Origin of the sequence: Streptomyces cinnamoneus, assembly GCF_014650495.1 — a bacterium.
GTDB classification, from domain to species: Bacteria; Actinomycetota; Actinomycetes; order Streptomycetales; family Streptomycetaceae; genus Streptomyces; species Streptomyces cinnamoneus.
In genome coordinates, this window is record NZ_BMVB01000005.1 from 275945 (window position 1) to 292996 (window position 17052).

Annotated in this window: 19 protein-coding genes; 9 read left to right on the forward strand and 10 right to left on the reverse strand. The window is 71.7% G+C overall.

The features are described 5' to 3' along the window. Positions 1–43: 43 nt before the first annotated feature. Positions 44–373 (forward strand): hypothetical protein, encoded by a 330-nt coding sequence (locus tag IE182_RS31995; protein WP_229844702.1) that lies wholly within the window; start codon positions 44–46, stop codon positions 371–373. A gap of 55 nt (positions 374–428) precedes the next feature. On the opposite strand, the gene IE182_RS10060 is transcribed toward IE182_RS31995, so the two are convergent. Both IE182_RS10060 and IE182_RS10065 read right to left on the reverse strand, forming a co-directional pair. Then, a complete protein-coding gene (locus IE182_RS10060; protein WP_190109345.1) occupies positions 429–770 on the reverse strand; it encodes a hypothetical protein in 342 nt (113 codons plus the stop codon). Positions 771–787: 17 nt separating this feature from the next. Then, complete coding sequence (locus tag IE182_RS10065) at positions 788–1336, reverse strand: hypothetical protein (protein WP_190109346.1); 549 nt, start codon at positions 1334–1336, stop codon at positions 788–790. Positions 1337–1739: 403 nt separating this feature from the next. Between IE182_RS10065 and IE182_RS10070 the strand changes: the two genes are divergently transcribed. Then, complete coding sequence (locus IE182_RS10070) at positions 1740–2096, forward strand: zinc ribbon domain-containing protein YjdM (protein WP_190109347.1); 357 nt, start codon at positions 1740–1742, stop codon at positions 2094–2096. Positions 2097–2264: 168 nt separating this feature from the next. On the opposite strand, the gene IE182_RS10075 is transcribed toward IE182_RS10070, so the two are convergent. After that, entirely contained in the window at positions 2265–2900 is a 636-nt protein-coding gene (locus IE182_RS10075; RefSeq protein WP_190109348.1) for a TetR/AcrR family transcriptional regulator, read from the reverse strand. Between the two features lie 122 nt (positions 2901–3022). On the opposite strand from IE182_RS10075, the gene IE182_RS10080 reads away from it, so the two are divergent. Further along, entirely contained in the window at positions 3023–3682 is a 660-nt protein-coding gene (locus tag IE182_RS10080; RefSeq protein ID WP_190109349.1) for a DUF5701 family protein, read from the forward strand. Here IE182_RS10080 and tpg read toward each other — a convergent pair. The 4 genes from tpg to IE182_RS10100 all read right to left on the reverse strand — a co-directional run bounded on the left by tpg (position 3661) and on the right by IE182_RS10100 (position 8571). Continuing rightward, a complete protein-coding gene (gene tpg / locus IE182_RS10085; RefSeq protein ID WP_190109350.1) occupies positions 3661–4215 on the reverse strand; it encodes a telomere-protecting terminal protein Tpg in 555 nt (184 codons plus the stop codon). The genes IE182_RS10080 and tpg overlap by 22 nt on opposite strands. A 4-nt stretch (positions 4216–4219) precedes the next feature. Beyond that, entirely contained in the window at positions 4220–6565 is a 2346-nt protein-coding gene (gene tap, locus IE182_RS10090; RefSeq protein WP_190109351.1) for a telomere-associated protein Tap, read from the reverse strand. A gap of 94 nt (positions 6566–6659) precedes the next feature. After that, entirely contained in the window at positions 6660–7517 is an 858-nt protein-coding gene (locus tag IE182_RS10095) for a maleylpyruvate isomerase N-terminal domain-containing protein (protein ID WP_190109352.1), read from the reverse strand. 136 nt (positions 7518–7653) lie between these two features. Further along, a complete protein-coding gene (locus tag IE182_RS10100; protein WP_373303533.1) occupies positions 7654–8571 on the reverse strand; it encodes a helix-turn-helix domain-containing protein in 918 nt (305 codons plus the stop codon). Between the two features lie 98 nt (positions 8572–8669). On the opposite strand from IE182_RS10100, the gene IE182_RS10105 reads away from it, so the two are divergent. Continuing rightward, positions 8670–10199: an alpha/beta fold hydrolase gene (locus IE182_RS10105; protein ID WP_190109353.1), complete on the forward strand. Its 1530-nt coding sequence runs from the start codon at positions 8670–8672 to the stop codon at positions 10197–10199. A 173-nt stretch (positions 10200–10372) separates the two neighbouring features. Then, entirely contained in the window at positions 10373–11740 is a 1368-nt protein-coding gene (locus IE182_RS10110) for a TolB-like translocation protein (RefSeq protein ID WP_190109354.1), read from the forward strand. A 59-nt stretch (positions 11741–11799) separates the two neighbouring features. Here IE182_RS10110 and IE182_RS10115 read toward each other — a convergent pair whose 3' ends face one another. After that, entirely contained in the window at positions 11800–12267 is a 468-nt protein-coding gene (locus IE182_RS10115) for an SRPBCC family protein (RefSeq protein ID WP_190109355.1), read from the reverse strand. 121 nt (positions 12268–12388) lie between these two features. Between IE182_RS10115 and IE182_RS10120 the strand changes: the two genes are divergently transcribed. The 4 genes from IE182_RS10120 (at position 12389) to IE182_RS10135 (ending at position 15377) form a co-directional block, all read left to right on the forward strand. Then, on the forward strand, positions 12389–12820 hold the full coding sequence (locus IE182_RS10120; protein ID WP_229844703.1) for a MarR family winged helix-turn-helix transcriptional regulator: 432 nt from the start codon (positions 12389–12391) through the stop codon (positions 12818–12820). Positions 12821–12959: 139 nt separating this feature from the next. Further along, on the forward strand, positions 12960–14288 hold the full coding sequence (locus IE182_RS10125; RefSeq protein ID WP_190109357.1) for an NAD-dependent epimerase/dehydratase family protein: 1329 nt from the start codon (positions 12960–12962) through the stop codon (positions 14286–14288). Continuing rightward, on the forward strand, positions 14218–14442 hold the full coding sequence (locus IE182_RS10130; RefSeq protein WP_190109358.1) for a hypothetical protein: 225 nt from the start codon (positions 14218–14220) through the stop codon (positions 14440–14442). The genes IE182_RS10125 and IE182_RS10130 overlap by 71 nt, the downstream gene beginning before the upstream one ends. Beyond that, entirely contained in the window at positions 14439–15377 is a 939-nt protein-coding gene (locus tag IE182_RS10135; protein WP_190109359.1) for a glycosyltransferase family 2 protein, read from the forward strand. Before IE182_RS10130 ends, IE182_RS10135 begins: the two co-directional genes overlap by 4 nt. Before the next feature lie 129 nt (positions 15378–15506). Here the strand turns inward: IE182_RS10135 and IE182_RS10140 are convergent, their stop codons facing one another. Continuing rightward, positions 15507–15845 carry a nuclear transport factor 2 family protein gene (locus IE182_RS10140; protein ID WP_190109360.1) on the reverse strand — a complete coding sequence of 113 codons (339 nt, stop codon included), beginning with the start codon at positions 15843–15845 and terminating at the stop codon, positions 15507–15509. Between the two features lie 15 nt (positions 15846–15860). Further along, a complete protein-coding gene (locus tag IE182_RS10145; protein ID WP_190109361.1) occupies positions 15861–17051 on the reverse strand; it encodes an MFS transporter in 1191 nt (396 codons plus the stop codon). Between the last annotated feature and the right edge of the window lies 1 nt (position 17052).

A 17052-nucleotide genomic window follows, 5' to 3' on the forward strand; every position in this document is an offset into this window, starting at 1 on the left:
CGCTACCCTCCGAGGGACACGGGGAGGCGGGGAGGCAGGGCCAGTGGCGTTGGGGAAGAAGGGGGCACGTCGCATCGTCGTGGACGGGGTGACGTACCGGTGGCGGCTGCGCCGCAGGCCGACGTACAGCCAGGCGCTGTGCTGGTCGCCGTGCACCTACGCGGTCGAGTGCGCCGATCATCGCGGGGCGACGCTGGTGGTCACGACCGGTACCCCGCACCCGGGGAACTGGTTCGGCCGGCCGGCCACGCCGGTGTTGCCCGCCGATGTGGCAGGCCACATCCGTCTGGCGCTGAGCCGCGGGTGGATGCCGGATCGCCCCGGCTCGCCCTTCTTCTTGGACGTATCGGAGGATTGCGTCCCGGGCCCTTGAGGGGCCGCCTGCGGCAGTGGAAGCAGTGGAAATCCCGCTGAGTGCTTCAGGGGGTTCAGGGTTTCGGGTGTCGGCGGTCACCTGCCAGGGCCGCGCAGGCCACTGCCGCCACCACTCCGGCGGCCAGGAAGCCCCGGCTGGACCGCCAGGACAGCACCGACCACCGTGACTGGGCGGACAGCACGGAACCGGTGCTCAGCCAGGAACCGGCCGAGACGGCGGAGAGGGCGGAGCCGATCGAGCCGACCGACAGGACACTGCCGACCGAACCGACGGACAGGACCGATCCGACCGAGCCGATCGAGAGCACCGAGCCCACGGATCCCATGGACAGTACGGAGTCCCGTGACCAGAGGGACAACGGTGAGTTCGGTGAGTTCGCTGCACGCTTGGGCATGCGCCGATCGTAATGGCTCAGCAACGAGGCCGAGTTGCTTCGTCCTCGTGCCCCGGCGTCACCGGCGGGCAGTCGTGGAACGCGGACGAGACGACCTTGTACAGCTTCGGGTCCGCGAGCGGAGGCTCGTCGTAGTCCTCGACGGTGACGAACACGAATGCGGTCCGGATTCCGTCCGCCTCGATCTCGACGGTGCACTGACCGGGGGTGTCCTGCACCAGGCTCCACGTGCGTCCCGTGTTGCCCGAGCTGTCCAATGCTGCGGTGAGCCGGGAGTACGTGACGTCCGACGGGCAGCTCACCAAGGCGTCCGTGCCGGCGTTGGGGACCGTCACCTTTCCGGCCCACACGGGGAGGATGACCTGGGTCACCAGTCGGCAGCGGCAGACGACCAGTTGCAGGCTTCCGTAGCCGAACCAGCGCGGCCAGCGCCGGTCCTCGTACACGCGGTCACCGACGAAGGGCGGCCCGAGCACCTCCGCCATGTCGGGCAGGGAAGCCCCACAGCCGACGGGTCCGATCCTGGCCGTCCGGCCGAACTCCGCCAACATCGAAATCGCATGCATGCACGGATTATGGCAGCAGGGTGCCGCGCCGGCCGGAGCCGACCTGAGCGAGGCCCTCCGCCGTCCACGCACCGGCAGCCCAGCACCACGGGCCTCAGCCGTGCCCCTGTCGCGATTCGGCCACGCCTCTGTTGCATGGCCGAATCCAGTGCCATGCTGAGACGGCAGTGATCTCCCGCCCCCCAGGCAGAGACCGCAGCACAGCCCCGCCACGTGCTGCCGCACGGGTGGGCCGCGCCGTCCCTCCCGGCCTCCCCACGGGAGGGTCGACGCATGTCGCGCGCCGCCCCCGCCCGCCGCAGGCCTGGGCACTCTTGCGCCGCAGGCCACGGGCGATCTCGGGGGCCGAGGACATCGCCGAGGACATCGCCGAGGACATCGGTGGCTGAAATACACTTTCCCGGTGAACGAGACCCTTCCCCCGTGCCCCGAGTGCTCCGGCACGTACACCTACGAGATGGGCGCGCTCCTGGTCTGCCCCGAATGCGGGCACGAGTGGTCGCTCGCCTCCCCCGAGCCCCAGGGCGATGCCGCCGGGAGCAGTGTCATCAAGGATTCGGTCGGCAACGTGCTCGCCGACGGTGACACCGTGACGGTGATCAAGGGCCTGAAGGTCAAGGGCAGCCCGAGCGGCATCAAGGCCGGCACCAGGGTGCGGAACATCCGCCTCGTGGAGGGCGTGGACGGCCACGACATCGACTGCAAGATCGACGGGTTCGGTCCCATGCAGCTCAAGTCCAGCGTGGTCCGCAAAGCCTGACCACCCCCTCCGGCATACGGAGCCGCCTCAATCCGACCGCCCAGGACGACGACGCCTCGGGCGGTCTCGGCATGTGTAACGACGTACACGCTCAGCGCCCGCGCCCGCGCCCGCGCCCGCGCCCGCACGAGCATGGGCACGCGACCGAGCCCCGACCGCCTGGTCGCCTCATTTCACGGCGTAGTCGGCGAGCGGACCCGCCAGCAGTCCGAAGACGCGGTCCGCCGAGCCGGCCAAAGTACCGGCGATCCGCTCGTCGCTGTGGCCTTCGAGGGTCAGTTCCAGGATCTGCTGGAACAGGACCCGGTGAGCGCCGCCCAGCTGGGCCGCGGCCGCCCTGGGCGTGATGTCGTCGGGGGCGGCGCCGGTCTCGGCGGCCAGGAGTCCGGCGAGCGCGGCCTCACGCTGGTCGTGCATCTCGCGCAGGCGGGCCAGCAGCGTAGGGCTGTCCGCGATCATGCGAGCGAAGACCTCGCCGGAGAAGCCGATCACCGGATCGTGCCGTTCCACCCCGGCGAGAAATGCACGGTGCAGCGCGGCGAGCGCCGACTCCCCCTCGGCCCGGTCCGAGACGATGCGGGCGAGGCCCTCGACGAACTCCTCCTGGCGGTCGAAGGCCAGGTCCTCCTTGCGCGCGAAGTAGTTGGTGACCGTCTTCTTGGCCACCCGCGCGGCCACGGCGATGTCGGCGATCGTCGTCGCCTCGAAGCCGTTCTCGATGAACAGCCTGGTCGCGTGGTCGGAGATGAGCTGTCTGGTCTCTTGCTTCTTGGACTCTCGAAGCCCCATCGGTTCGCTACCCATGAAGGAAGCTTACACGCGACGTAACTTTACGCTTGACCTGCCGGCCACCCTCGGAGTACTTTTACGTCAGTAGTAAGATTCTCGCTCTCGATCGTCGCCCCCCCCCCGCAGGAAGGCTTCGCATGACCGATTTCGACGCCCGCACGGAGTTCGAGCGCCAGGTCCAGACGCTGGTCGACCTGGGATATCCGGCCCTTGCCGGCATGACGGAGCCCGCGTTCCGTGCCCTCGTCGAGCCTCTGCGCGAGTCCGTCCTTGCACGGGCGGCAACGCTGGAACCGCCCACCGAGGGCCGGGTGCCGTTCCTTTTGGTGGTCACCCGGGCACTCGTCCCCATCGAGGAATCGATCCCCCTGACCACGCTCGCCGGCAAGAGCCGCCCCGGCGTCATCGAGCGCTTCTACGCCCCGGGCGAGCTGGAAAGGTTCGTCTCGCTCAAGGAACTGGCCCTCCCGGCGGGGCACGTGTACGTCGCCTTCGACGTCGACCGGGGCGAGGAGTTCTGCAACGCCGTCCCTCTTGACGCCCTGGCGGTCCTCGCGGAGCGGGAACGCACGCCGCTCACCATGGAGGAGGGCATAGCGCTCATCACGCAACACCCCCGGACGCTGGCCAAGAACAAGTGCTTCTCCCTCGGCGGCACCCGCCTCGGCGACCGCCGGGTCCCCGCCCTGTGGATCAGCAAGGGCGCCCCGAAGCTGGGCTGGTGCTGGGAAGGCAACCCGCACACCTGGTTGGGCATGGCCTCGGTCGCGGACCGTCAGAACGACACGTCGAAGTAGTCGATGTCGCTGATCTCCACTTCGAGGTCGTCGGCGCGTCGTCCGTTGTCCTTGAAATAGATCTCCTGGAGCCCTTCGGCAACGATCCCGCGCAGCTGCCGGTCGTCGACACCTTGCTGCTGTGCCCGGAAGAGCCGGTCGGCGTACTGCGGCGGCAGGTGCACGGTCAGCCGCCGCATCCGGGGGTCGTCGGTCGTGCCGATCGGCGCGGTGTAGCCGAACCGGGCCCGCGTCTCCACGGTGATGCCGGTGCTGGTGGCGGCCTGCCGGCGACGGCGCTTGCGCACCTGCGGCTGCCAGCGGCTGCGGACTTCCGCGTCGATGCGGTCGGCGATGGCCTTCGGCGGGTGCTTCCGCTCGCCCTTGCGGTAGCGCTCCACCGAGCGTTGCGTCACGCCGAGCACCTCGGCGACGGCCTTGGTGGTCTTGAGCTTGCTCATCAGGAAGTTCACGCGGGCCTGGACCGATTTGGGCGGTTCGCGGGTGAACGCCTCGTGGTCCGCGCGCTCCAGGGCGTCGTCGATGTCGCCCAACGGTTCACTCCCCTTCGTCCATGACGGCGTCGCCGCCCTTGATGTGGCGGGCGGGGTTGTGGCCCTGCTCCATCAGGTCGACGGCCCACGCCATGTTCTGGGTGCCTTCGTGCTTGGCCAGGCCCGGGCCCGGGCCGAGGCGGAAGGTGCCGGGAGCCGGCGTGCCGTCCTCGGTGCGGGGCAGGAAGTCCAGCGGTGAGGGGCCGGTCGAGGCGTAGACGACGCAGTCGGAGAGGACCGCGAGCGGGTACTGGCCCGTCGCCTTCGCGGTGTTGAGCATCTTGCGGTGCATGTTGACCCGTGCCTTGGCGATGACCGCCGCCCGGATGTCCGGGCGCCACGTCGGGCGCTCCAGGGCCGGCCAGCGCTCGCCGTCGCGGTAGTGGCGGCCCTGGGGGCGCTCGCGCAGTTTGCCGATGCCGCCCTTGACCGTGCTCTTGATCGCCGACAGGACGGCGGCCAGGCCCGGGTCGAGGCTCTTGTGCCGCTCCATCGCGGCGAGGAACGCGTGCTCGTCGAGGTCCTTGGTGACACCCAGGTCTGCCATGGTCACCACGTAGGCGTCCTTGAGCCGGTCGTGCCACGGATCCAGGTACGCGCCGGTCTCCTCGCGCACGTACGCCTCGGCGGGGTGGACGTCGTAGCCGAGCTCCACCGCGTACGCCACGGTCGCCGTGGTGTACCAGGCCGGGCCCTCGGGGCGTTCGCCGGACGGTGTGAACGGCGACGGGAGCCGCGGGTCGAGTTCGACGTGGGACAGGTCCACGAGCCAGGAGCCCGGGCGCTTCTTGTCGAATGCCGGGCGCTCGACGCGGACCGGCTCGCCCAGGCCGACGGTCAGGCGGGCGGCGGCCGCCAGGAACGCGGTGTTGATGTCGATGCCGACCGCCCACGGCAGCAGGCACTCGGCATCGGAGAGCAGCTTCGGGTCGCGGACCCACTGGTACGCCTCTTCGTCCAGGAATCCCCCCTTCCAGCCCTGGGCGACGGGGTGCTCGGCAGGCGCCTCCGGCGGGGCCGGGTCCACGGGCCGGGTGCCCAGGGAGCCGGGGTTGTGGCCCTGGACCCATTCGCCGGTGGCGTTGTCCCTGACGGCACGGGTCGGCGGGCGCATGGCGGTCATCAGCTCCAGGCCGGTGACGGCGGTGGAGCCGCGCGGGGTGAGGACGCGGGTGGCGTACAGGCCGAGGGTACGGGCGAGTTCGGCGGGCCCGAGGTCGGCGGCGTCACCCCAGGCCCGGGGGTCGAGGGCGTCCCAGGAGAGAACGGCCAGCTGCACGCACTGGCGCTGCCCAACCTTGGCGGGGCGGTAGATGCGGGCCCAGGGGCCGAAGCCGCGCTGGGTCAGCTTCCACTTCGCGCGGGTGATCTGCTTGACCACCGGGTGGTCGTCCGGCAGTCGCAGCGAGCGGCGGGCCTCGAAGCCCTCCAGCCGTTCCGGCAGCCCGAACCGTACGGCCGCGGCTGCGGTGAGGGCGATCAGCGGATCGGAGTCCTTGCCGTTGCGGTGCAGGCGGGGCGCGCCGATCCCGGACTCCCCCAGTGTCCAGTCGACCAGCTCCGGGATGGTCGTCGCCGGGCACTCCAGCACGATGCCGCCCACGCAGTACGCAGTGCCGTCGCCGTCCAGCACGGCGAGAGGACCGTGCGGGAACCGAGGATCGACCGCGGTCGGCTTCGCCGGCGCGGCCTTCCGGGCCGCCGGGCGCCGCAGGGTGGAGGGCGCGGGCGCGACGGCCGGGACAGGAGCGACGGCCGGGACGGGCGCCGGCACGGACGGCACGGACGGTGCCGACGGCACGGGCGTCGTGGTCGTCGGCGTCGCAGCGCGTCCGGCAGGGACCGGCGGGGCTTGGACAGCCGGGACCTGGCTCGGCACGGGCCGTACGGTCGGTGCCGGCAGCGGCGACGGTACTTCCGCCGCGGGAGCGGGAGCAGGAGGTGTCGGAGCGGGCGTCTCCGGCTCCTCGACCGTGCCGGGACGGCTCGCGGCAAGAGGCTCTGCGGCGGGGGCGGCTGCGGCCGGCACCGACGCAACCGGCCTCTCCGACTCCCCCGGTGCCGCCCCCGACGGCGCCTCCGGCTCGGACGGCTCTTCCGAAGCGGGGTACTTCGCGGCCCAGCCGTCCAGCAGCCGGATGTACGCCTGCAGACGCGGCGGTCGGGGGTGGCTGCGGCCGGCCTCCCAGTTCTTCACCGTCTTGAGCGTGGTCTGCAGGGCGCGGGCGATGTCGGCCTGCGTGGCGCCGGCGGCTTCCCTCAGCCGGGCCCGCTCGGCGGGCGGCGGCAGGGTCGGTGCCCCCACGAGCAGCTCGTCGACCAGCGCGAACAGTTCTCCCTCGGTAGGCATGAGCCACCTCCTCGGCCCCCACCCTAGCGGAATCAACCCCTTTTGTTTTCACCTCGAATTACCCCGTGGATTTCCCTTCAGGCGAAGAGCCGCCTCAGGGGCTGGCAATGAGTCGGCTCAGACGTGGGGCGAGCCATGGTTTGCGCCCAGCGGCTCGCATCTGACCGCGCACGATCGTCTTCCAGATGGGGGTGCGCCGGAAGGAGACGAGCAGGAACGCGGTCGGCGTCGCCGTGATCCGGCAGTCGTAGGTGCGCGGCGGCGCGTCGCGGGTCACCGTTGCCGTCCCGTCGTCGATGACGACTGCCAGCCGTGGACCGCCCTTGACGGCGAGGTCGAACGCGATGTCGACTCCCTGTGCCTTCGCCCGGTCCAGGACGAGCGGCATCATCGTGGGCATCGACTGGCCGATCACCAGCCGCGCCTCGTCCGGCCCGATCGTCCACGGGAGCCGGGCGCCGCGCGCGATGTCGAGGCCGTGCAGGAGGCTCTCGCTGAGCATCAGTCCGGTCGCCGTCGCCAGGGTCAGGACGGCCTGCCTGCCGTACCAGGGGGTCGGGACGGGAGTGTCCGGCGCCAGGCCCTCGGTGGCCCGCAGGAACGTCTCGCCGTGTGCGGCGAGGAACTCGCCGAGGTACGGGCGCTCCGCCCCGCCGAAAAGACCGATGGCCTTCGCGTTCACGGCCGTGATCCGTTCGTTGAGCGGGCCGTCGCCCGGCGGCAGGACGGCGTCCCAGTCCTCGAACTCCCGGGTGAAGGCGGAGCAGTACGCCAGGTAGGCCGCACAGAGGTGCGCGCCGACGTCGCCCACCGTCCAGACCAGGACGCCGGAGGGCGCATCCCTGTCGGGAACGCTGCGGAGCAGGCGGACCAGGCGCGGGACGACGGCGCGGAACGCGGCGCGTGTCTTCTCGTGCTCGGCGACGGGGTCGTGGCTGCCGGCGACGCCCATGGGCCCACCCTTCCGACGGAAGACGGGCCTGCACACTACCGCCGGGTGGCACCACGAGGAAGGGAGCGCCGCGGCGTTCGGTGGCACGGGAGAGGGCAGGAAGGGCAGAGCTCCTGATCGGTCCTCCCCTGCTGGTTCAGGCGGCTTCCTGGGCGAGCTGGTGGTCCAGGGCGGCGTGGAGCCAGTCGTGGGAGGCGCCGGGGGTCGGTTGCGACGGGTCGGTCAGCTCGGCGGTGAGCTGCCAGTAGTGGTCGATGCGGGGCTCGGCGGCGAGGCGGCCGCTGAGCTGCCGGCGGAAGGCGGGGGTGTCGCGCATGCCGCACGCCCGGGCGTGGGCCTCGACGAAACAGTCGAGGGCCTCGCCCTCGCCCGGTGGCCGCATCGCCAGCAGGTCCGGCGCCGCCGTCGCGAACGCCTCGACGAGGCCGCCGTAGAGCACGGCCGGACGGTAGCCCGTGTCGGCCCGGTGCACCGCGGGCCGGCAGCGGTCGGTGCTGAAGCAGGGGCCGGAGACGAAGGCGTGCAGCCGGGCGAAGGCCAGCACCTGCGCCGGGGTCGGATCCGCGGGAGGCTGCGGTACCGCCCGTTCGAGGATCGCGGAGACCAGCCGGGCCGGGAGCCGCGGGGGCAGCCAGCACCGCCAGAACCTCACGAACGCGGCCGTGCTGGGCGGGGCCGCCACGGCGCCGATCAGGCGCAGCCGGTCGGCGCGTTCGCCGGGGGTGCAGTCCTGCAGCAGGTGGAGGGCGGCCTCCCGCCAGCGCAGGGCGGCCAGTTGCGAGCCGACGTCCCGCAACTGCCCGGCGATGACGTCCTCCAGCGCGTCCTCCTGGTCGAGGACGCGGCCCACTTCGGGGACCGGCAGGTCGAGGGTGCGCAGCGAGCGGATGAGGCGGAGCCTGTCGAGTGCCTCGGGGCCGTAGCGACGGTGGCCGCCGCCGCTGCGTTCCGCTTCGGGCAGCAGGCCGCGGTCCGAGTAGAAGCGCACGGTCTTGACCGTGACGCCGGCGTGCTCGGCGAGCTCTCCGATGCTCCACATGCTGTCGGCCGACACAGCTTGAACCTCCCCCTGCAGGAGTTCTTACCGTACCGGCGAACGCGGACGGCCCGGACGGCCGGGTCCCGTGGTCCGAGGAACGGGAGGAGATGGTCATGACGGCATTCGTGCTGGTGTCGGGCGCCTACACCGGGGGCTGGGTGTGGCGGGAAGTGGCGGCGCGGCTGCAGGAGTCGGGGGCCGAGGTGTACCCGGTGACGCTCACCGGCATGGGCGACCGCCGTCACCTGGCGGGGCCCGGTACGGACCTGGAGACGCACGTCCAGGACCTGGTGCAGCTGATCGACCACGTGGAGGCGCCGGATGTGGTGATCGTCGGTCACTGCTACGGCATCCACCCGGTGCTCGGCGCCGCCGACCGGCGCCCGGAGCGGATTTCCCGGATCGTCTACCTGAACGCGGGCATGCCCCAGGACGGCGACCCGGCCCTCAAGTCGGTGACGGACCAGACGGTCCGCGGCCTGCTGCTGAAGCCGGAGGAAGGGCACCCGGGCGACGGGCAGGGGCAGGCCGAGGGCGACGGCTGGCTGCTCCCCTCGCCGGCCCTCGACGAATGGCAGCGTTGGGGCGGCGTCGCCGACATCCCCGCCGACGCGCTGGAGCGGCTGACCAGCCTTGCCGCACCGCAGCCGCGGGCCACGCTCACGCAGCCGCTCCGGCTGTCGGGAGCGGTCACCGGTCTGCCGACGACCGGTGTCCTGTGCACCGCCAACGGTGCGAGCATCGCCCTGGTCGAGTCCCTGGTGGGGTTCGGTGATCCCCGTCTGCAGGCCCTCGTCGACCCCCAGGTGACGTTCTTCGAACTCGACGCCGGGCACTGGCCGATGCTGTCCTGCCCCGACGAGCTGGCCGCGGTGCTGCTCCGGGCCGCCGCGGGTGAGGGCCACCGGCTGACCGCCAAGGAGGACAAGCCGCCGGCGCGGCCGTTCCCCGTCGACGTGCCGGAGCTGCCTCGCGAGCGGGTGGGACGGGTCGACCTCTACCTGCCCGATGCCGACGAGCCGCGTCCCGCGGTGGTGTTCGTCCACGGCGGGCCCGTTCCCGCCGGTGTGGAGCCCACGCCCCGGGACTGGCCGAGCTTCGTCGGCTACGGGCGGTACACGGCCTCCTTGGGCGCGGTCGGCGTGACGCTGGACCACCGGCTGCACGACCTCGCCGACTACGCGACCGCTGCCCAGGACATCGCCGCGGCGGTCGAGCTCGTACGGGCCGATCCGCGCGTCGACGGGGACCGCGTCGCGCTGTGGTTCTTCTCCGGCGGCGGCCCGTTGTCGGCGGACTGGCTCGCGGCGCCTCCGGCGTGGCTGCGGTGTGTGGCGGCGACCTATCCCGTCCTCGCGCCGCTGCCGGGGTGGGGCGTGGTGGGGCCCCGGTTCCGCCCGGCGGTCGCGGTGCGCTCGGCGGGCCGGCTGCCGATCGTGCTGACCCGGGTGGGGCTGGAGCAGCCGGCGCTCGCGGCGACGGTCGAGGAGTTCGTGACGGCCGCCGAGGACTGCGGGGCGGCTGTCGAGGTGATCGACGCGCCGAAGGCCCACCACGGGTTCGAGACGATCGACCCGCCCGAGCACGTGCGCGACGCCGTGGAGCACGCGATGCGTTCCGTGCTGGGGCACCTGCGGGGCTGAGCCCTGGGAGGAGGGCGTTGGACGGGCCCCGGCCTTTGCGGCCGGGGCCCGTCCAACGCCCGCTCCCCCAACCGCCGTAACTCCGGCGGAGGGCATGCGTCCTCGTTGACCCGGCCGAGGCGGCGGGGTTGGCTGTCGCTCCGGCCGTACATGACACCTCGTAAGGGGGAGACGTGCGTGATGTGAGACGTGCCGCCGTGGTGGCGGCCTCATCCGGCTGCGCGGCCCTGTTGACGGTCGTTCCGGCGACGGCCGACGGTGATGCCGGGCGCCGGGTGTTGCGGACGGAGCGGGTGAGCGTGGCGTCGGACGGGACGCAGGGCAACGGGGATTCGCGCGACGAAAAGATCAGCGCGGACGGCCGGCTGGTCGTCTTCACGTCGCACGCGACCAACCTGGTACCCGGAAGCACGCACGGGACGCAGGCCCAGGTCTTCGCCAGGGACCTGCGGACGGGCAGGGCCGAGCAGATCAGTGTGGCCGGCGACGGCACCCCGGCCGACTGGGGCTCGGGGGCGCCCTCGGTCAGTGCGAACGGCCGGTTCGTCGCCTTCGAGTCGGGCGCGACGAACTTGACCCCGCAGGGGAACCCCTCCGGATGGTCACAGGTGTACGTCCGTGACCGCTGGACGAACCGCACGGAACTCCTCGTACCGAACGGCCCGTCCGACTCGGGCGACTCTGGCACCAGATCGCCGTCGATCAGCGCCGACGGCCGCTACGTCGCCTTCGCCTCGGCACGGTCCGATCTGGTCCCCGGTGACACGAACGACGTGAGCGACGTCTTCGTCCGCGACCGGCTGCGGGGCACCACCGAACGGGTCAGTGTCGGCAGCGACGGCACCCAGGCCAACCACCGGACCGAGGTGGCCGTGATCAGCGCGGACGGCAGCCGGGTGGGCTTCAAGACCGCGGCGACCAACCTCGTTCCCCGCCCCGGGGCCGCCGGGGCGGGGAACGATCTGCAGAGTCCGCCCCGTCCGCCGGTCAACAAGTTCTTCGTCCGCGACGTGCGCCATGGGCGCACCGAACTCGCGGCCCACGCTTACGGCAGCGGCGAAGTCGTCGCGGTGCTCGGCGAGATCGGCCTCAGTCCCGACGGCCGCCACGCCCTCTTTTCGTCCTCCTCACCGGACGTCGTGCAGGGAGACACCAATGCCGCCCTCGACGTCTTCGCCACCGACCTGCGAACCGGGGTCACTCAACGCCTCAGCCTCGCGTCCGACGGCTCGCAGGCGAACGGCAGCTCGTACGGCGCCGTCATGAGTGCCGACAACCGGCGGGTGTTCTTCGCTTCCGATGCCACCAACCTCGTGGCGGGCGACACCAATGGCGAATTCGACGTCTTCCTGCGCGACCTGCAAACCGGCAAGGTCGAGCGGCTCAGCGTGGCGGACGACGGCACACAGGGCAGCGGCGTGTCGGCCACCGTCGATGCCGACCAGGCAGGCCGCACGGCGACCTTCTCGAGTGAGGCGTCCAACCTCGTCCCGGGCGACACCAACGGCACCGGCGACGTGTTCGTCCGTCGGCTGAAGTGACGGGCCAGTAGCGGCCCTTGCCGAGCGGGCCGGCGCCGGTGCGGGCCGGCCTCAGGCTCTCAGTGGGTGGTGGGCGTGCGGCCGGCGGCGACGCTCTCGCGGGTGAGCGCCAGGGTGTTCTGCAGCGCCACCAGGTAGCCGGCGCGCATGCGCTCGGCCTGCAGCTCGCCCTCCTCGCTCTCGTCGAGGTCGACGGCGGCGCTGAAGGTGAGGGTGAGGCCGGTCTCGTCCTCACCGATGTCGTTGTGGATCAGCCAGGTGGCGCGCTCGTCGTGGCGGGAGAAACTGACCCGCCACTTCGGGTGGAAGACCACCTCCTCCCGCACCCGCTCGCCGTGGATGACCACTTCACGCACCAGCCCGTCGGCCGTGCGCTGCACGACGGTGCACTCCTGTATCGCGGGCACGAACGGCACCGCGTTCTGCGCCTTGCGCAGCAGTCCGGCCCACAGGTCGTCGCGGTCCAGGTGCACCTGGTCGGTGCGGCCGGGGTCGTTGACGGGCACGGTTGCGGCGATGGTTCGCATGGTTTCCCCCTTGGATCTGATTGCTTGTACGGCCAATTAAATGCCTGAGGCCCCGTCAATGCAAGCCTCAACCAGGTGGTTGCCGTGCCAGCAGGAGAATCCTTGCGCGTACAATGACTGCATGTCCGCCACTCATGACACCATCAGCCATGCTCTGTCCCGCGTCGCCCGCCTGCACCGCTCCGCCGCCGGACAGCTGCTGCGCCGCCTGGGCCTGCATCCGGGCCAGGAGCTGCTGATGATGCAGCTGTGGGATCACGGCCCGCAGCCGCAGAGCCAGTTGATCGACCTGCTCGGTCTGGACGCGTCGACCGTGACGCGGATGGTCCAGCGGCTGGAGCAGGCGGGCTTCGTCCGCCGCCGCCGCAGCGACGACGACCGCCGCGCGGTCGTCGTCGAACCCACCGCCGCCGCGCAAGCACTGCAGGAGCAGGTCGTCCACGCCTGGCAGCAGCTGGAAGACCTCACCTTGCGCGGCCTCGACGAGCCGGAACGGGCCGCTGTCGCCGAGCTGCTGGGCAGGATCGAGAACAACCTCAGCCAGCCCGGGTGAGCCCTCGGACATGAACCGGCCATATCACCTGATACACACCTTCGAGTGAAATCTGTCGGTTGAACGTCCTTCGTGTGCTCTTCTGGAGGGAAGCCACGGCGACGTGGCCCGCTTCCGGGAGGAAGGGGGGGCCGGTCCGATGCGGGTGTTCATTGCGGGTATCGACGGCTATCTCGGCTGGCCGCTGGCTCAGCACCTCGCCGCGCGGGGGCACGAGCCGGCCGGGGTCGACGCCCTGTTGCGACGGGCGTGGGTCGCCGAGATGGGATCGGACAGCGCCGTCCCCATCGCTTCCGTCGACGAACGGCGCGCGGCGTTCCGCGACCACTTCGGCGTGTCCCTGCCCTTCTCCCCCGTGAACGTGCGGGACCACACCGCACTGGGCCGTCTGTTGCGCGACGTCGCGCCGGACGTCGTGGTGCACCTGGCCGAGTGTCCGTCCGCGCCCTACTCGATGATCGATTTCCGGCATGCGGACTTCGTGCAGGGCAACAACGTCTCGGGCACCCTGAGCCTGCTGTTCGCGATGCGCGAGCACTGCCCCGACGCGCATCTGGTCAAGCTCGGCAGCATGGGCGAGTACGGCACGCCCGACGTGGACATCCCCGAGGGCTTCTTCGAGGTGGAGTTCCGCGGCCGTCGCGACGTGTTGCCGTTCCCGCGGCAGGCGGGCTCCTGGTACCACTGGAGCAAGGTCTTCGATTCGCAGAACGTCGCGTTCGCCTGCCGGTTGTGGGGGTTGCGGGCCACCGACGTGATGCAGGGGGTCGTCTACGGCAGCTGGTGCCCCGAGGACCCGCGGCTCAACAGCCGGCTCGACTTCGACGAGGCGTTCGGCACCGCGGTGCACCGTTTCTGCTGCCAGGCGGTGACGGGCCGCCCGATCACGCCCTACGGCTCCGGAGCCCAGCGCCGTGGCCTGCTGTCACTGGCCGACGCGCTGCAGTGCCTCACCCTGGCGCTGGAGAACCCGCCCGCCGCCGGGGAGTACCGCGTCTTCAACCAGTTGCGCGAGGTCCTGTCCGTGGGGCGGCTCGCCGAGCTCGTACGAGGAGCCGCGCACCGCCTGGGCATCGAGGCGTACGTGAGTGCCGTCGACAATCCGCGGGCCGAGGCGGAGCAGCACCACTACCACCCGGACCACGAGAAGTTGCCCGCCCTGGGCTTCCGCCCCTCCGCGCCCATCGAGGACGAACTGCAGCGCCTCCTCCGCGACCTACTGCCGTACGCCGACCGGATCGCGGACCACGCCGGCAGCCTCCCGCCGACCGTCCGCTGGCGGCCCCCGCCGACAGCGGCACCGGCGCCCACGGCCGCGTCGGTGCCGGCGCCCACGGCCACCTCCACGCCACCGGCAGCCGCCGGCGTGCGGAACCCACCCGAAGAAGGAAAAGGCAATGAGCGAGACACTGCACCAGGTCATGCTGACCGCGGCCGCGGAACCGGCCGCCCTGCGCGCACTGCGTGACGACCCCACCGCCCTGGCCGACCGCTTCGGCCTCTCCGGCGACGTACGGGACCGGCTGGCCGACGCGGAGCAGCTTGTTCCGCGCGATGCGCGCGGCGAGTACGTGACCATCACGCTGCACACCATCACCATCACCGCAGGCCATGGCCTGTGAGGACGGTCGCGCCCACGATCAGCGTGGTGCTGCCCGCGCGTGACGAGGGCGACAGGGTCGGGGCGACCGTCGCCTCGGCCCTCGGCGCCGCCGCCGAGCCCGACGGCATCGAGGCGGTCGTCGTGGACGACTGTTCGTCGGCCGACGGCCGGCCCAGGGTCGCCGCCGGTGCGGACCGGCGGCGCACCCGGATCATCCGCTCGGAGCTGCACCTCGGCGTGGGCGCGGCACGCAACCTGGCCGCCCGGCACGCCCACGGCCGGCTCCTGTTCATCACGGACGCGCACACGCGCTTCTCCGACGGCTGGGACCACGAAGTGCGGCGGCTCATCGCCCCGTCCCGCATCCTCTCCGTCACCGTCCGGGACCGGGCATCGGCCTGGCGGGGCCACGGCTGCCGCCTCGTCGTCCCGCACATGGGCACGCGCTGGAACACCGCTCCCCCGGCGACCGGCACCCGCGCCCACGTCCAGATCGCCTCCTCGGCCGGAACGGTCGTCCAACGCGCGCTCTTCGAACGTCTCGGCGGCTACGACGAGGGCATGGTGCACTACGGCGGCTTCGAGCCGGAGTTCAGCGTCCGGGCGTGGCGGGCCGGCGCGGAGATCGTGCACACCACCACGGTCGAGGTCACGCACCGCTTCAAGCCGGAGGCGGAGTGCACGGCGTTCCTCGCCGCGGCCCGCACCGCCATGGTCCACAACTGCCTGCGCTTCGGGACCGCCCACCTCCCCGAATCGATGATTCTGGAGATGGTGCGCCTGCACGCCCTGGAATACCCGGACCACATCCGCGAGGCCCTGGTCATGCTCGAACAGCGCAGCGCCTGGGGCCGCCGGGCCGAGCTGGCCCGCTCGCTCCCCCACGGCTTCGCCTCGTTCGTACGGCGCTTCGCGTTGCTGGATCAGATCGGACGGCCCGTCCCGGAGGTCTGAGCCGATGGCGGGGACGCGGCGGGTTGCTCCGGAGGCCGTGCACGCGAACGGCCCCGTGGCAGCCCGGCGATGCCGGGTGCCACGAGGCCGGGGCCGGTCAGCCGACCGGCTGAACGATCGGCTCGTCCGTCAGACCGCGAACCAGACCCGCTCGATGCGCTCCTCGCCCACCTCGTAGAGGGCCACGGCGGTGCGCACCTCGTCGCCCATGAAGCCGGTCACCCGCTCCTGGTCGATGACGATGCGGCCGTGCGTGACGCGCGAGACCAGTTCGGCGTGCAGGTCCGGGCTGGAGGCGAAGAGCTTGCCGTAGCGCTCGCGGAAGGCCGGGCCCGAGCGGTCGGCGAGGACCTCGCCCGAGGGGAAGGCGTGGACGGGTACGTCGTCGACGTAGTAGCTGAGGAACTTCTCCAGGTCGCCCGCGTTGTAGGCCGCGAGCTGGCCGTCGACGATCTCCTCCGGAGACATGGGGAACTCCTTTCCTCACCCGGCCGGCACGAGCGTGCGGCGGGTACGTGTGCGGATGACGAGCAACGAGCCGGCCAGCGCGATGCCGCCCACGACGTGGGCCAGGCCGAGCAGCAGCAGGCCGGGCTTCAGCTCCAGCAGGAGGCCGACGAGCTGCTCACCGACGCCGAACACCAGACCGAGGTAGAAGATCATACTGGCCCTGATCTGGCCGAGCCGTGCGGCGGGCGCCGGTTCGAGGATCCGTGCGTTGGTGAAGTGGATCCAGTAGGCGTTGACGAAGGTCAGCACCACGTAGAGGGCCATGTGCACGGGGAAGGACCCGTGCCCGGCCAGTGCACCGGCCACGCCGGAGGCCGTCAGCACTCCGGCGAAGACGAGCGCCCAGCGCGTCGCCCGCTCGCGGTTGCGCAGCAGCGGAGCCGTCAGCCAGAAGGCGAGCCCGTAGAAGAACCACGCCCCGGAGAAGGCCATCCCGGTCGGCACCAGGTCCTGGGCCTCGGCGATCACGCTGGCGTAGACCATCATGCCGGACAGGCTCACCAGGAACGCGATCTGGATGAGGTTCCACGGCCACAGCTCGGGCAGCCAGTAGCTGCGCACGGCGTCGACGCCGCGGCCGACGACGTTGCGCCACTCGAAGCCGAACTCGCCCTCGCCCTCCTCCGGCCTGGCCATCAGCAGGGCGATCACCACGATCGCGGTCACGATGTCGAACAGCAGCGCCACGACGAGGGTGTGCGACGTCCACGCCGGCACCGCCGCGCAGATGACGGCGGCGAACACCATGGCTCCCTGCGGCGAGGTCACCATCTGCAGCACCGCGCCCTGGGCGCTGGACCCGGAGGCGTCGGCGAGCAGCCGGTAGGCCAGCACCGAGCTCGCGCCCACGAGGGCGAACCGCAGTGCCGTCCACACCAGGACGAAGTCGGGGCCGGCCGTCCCGAGCCACGTCATCAGCAGGAACACCACCGCCAGCGCCAGCTGCGCGCCCTGCAGCAGGGCGAACTTGCGGCCGATGCGGCCCCGGTCGGCCCAGACGCCGACGAGCAGTGCACCCACCACGCCGAGCACCTGCCGCTCCATGCCCAGCAGGCCCACCAGTCCGTCGGACTGCGTCTGCGCCGAGAAGCTGGGGACGAGCAGCAGCCACAGGACCGTCGACCCGAGTGAACTGAGCAGGATCGTCGAGAAGATCGCTCGCATG

Bases quoted from the DNA above. Each gene is read 5' to 3' on its own strand.
- IE182_RS10060 (WP_190109345.1), bottom strand. From the start codon at position 770: ATGCCCAAGCGTGCAGCGAACTCACCGAACTCACCGTTGTCCCTCTGG.
- IE182_RS10065 (WP_190109346.1), bottom strand. From the start codon at position 1,336: ATGCATGCGATTTCGATGTTGGCGGAGTTCGGCCGGACGGCCAGGATC.
- IE182_RS10075 (WP_190109348.1), bottom strand. From the start codon at position 2,900: ATGGGTAGCGAACCGATGGGGCTTCGAGAGTCCAAGAAGCAAGAGACC.
- IE182_RS10080 (WP_190109349.1), top strand. From the start codon at position 3,023: ATGACCGATTTCGACGCCCGCACGGAGTTCGAGCGCCAGGTCCAGACG.
- tap (WP_190109351.1), bottom strand. From the start codon at position 6,565: ATGCCTACCGAGGGAGAACTGTTCGCGCTGGTCGACGAGCTGCTCGTG.
- IE182_RS10095 (WP_190109352.1), bottom strand. From the start codon at position 7,517: ATGGGCGTCGCCGGCAGCCACGACCCCGTCGCCGAGCACGAGAAGACA.
- IE182_RS10105 (WP_190109353.1), top strand. From the start codon at position 8,670: ATGACGGCATTCGTGCTGGTGTCGGGCGCCTACACCGGGGGCTGGGTG.
- IE182_RS10115 (WP_190109355.1), bottom strand. From the start codon at position 12,267: ATGCGAACCATCGCCGCAACCGTGCCCGTCAACGACCCCGGCCGCACC.
- IE182_RS10120 (WP_229844703.1), top strand. From the start codon at position 12,389: ATGTCCGCCACTCATGACACCATCAGCCATGCTCTGTCCCGCGTCGCC.
- IE182_RS10125 (WP_190109357.1), top strand. From the start codon at position 12,960: ATGCGGGTGTTCATTGCGGGTATCGACGGCTATCTCGGCTGGCCGCTG.
- IE182_RS10130 (WP_190109358.1), top strand. From the start codon at position 14,218: ATGAGCGAGACACTGCACCAGGTCATGCTGACCGCGGCCGCGGAACCG.
- IE182_RS10140 (WP_190109360.1), bottom strand. From the start codon at position 15,845: ATGTCTCCGGAGGAGATCGTCGACGGCCAGCTCGCGGCCTACAACGCG.
- IE182_RS10145 (WP_190109361.1), bottom strand. From the start codon at position 17,051: ATGCGAGCGATCTTCTCGACGATCCTGCTCAGTTCACTCGGGTCGACG.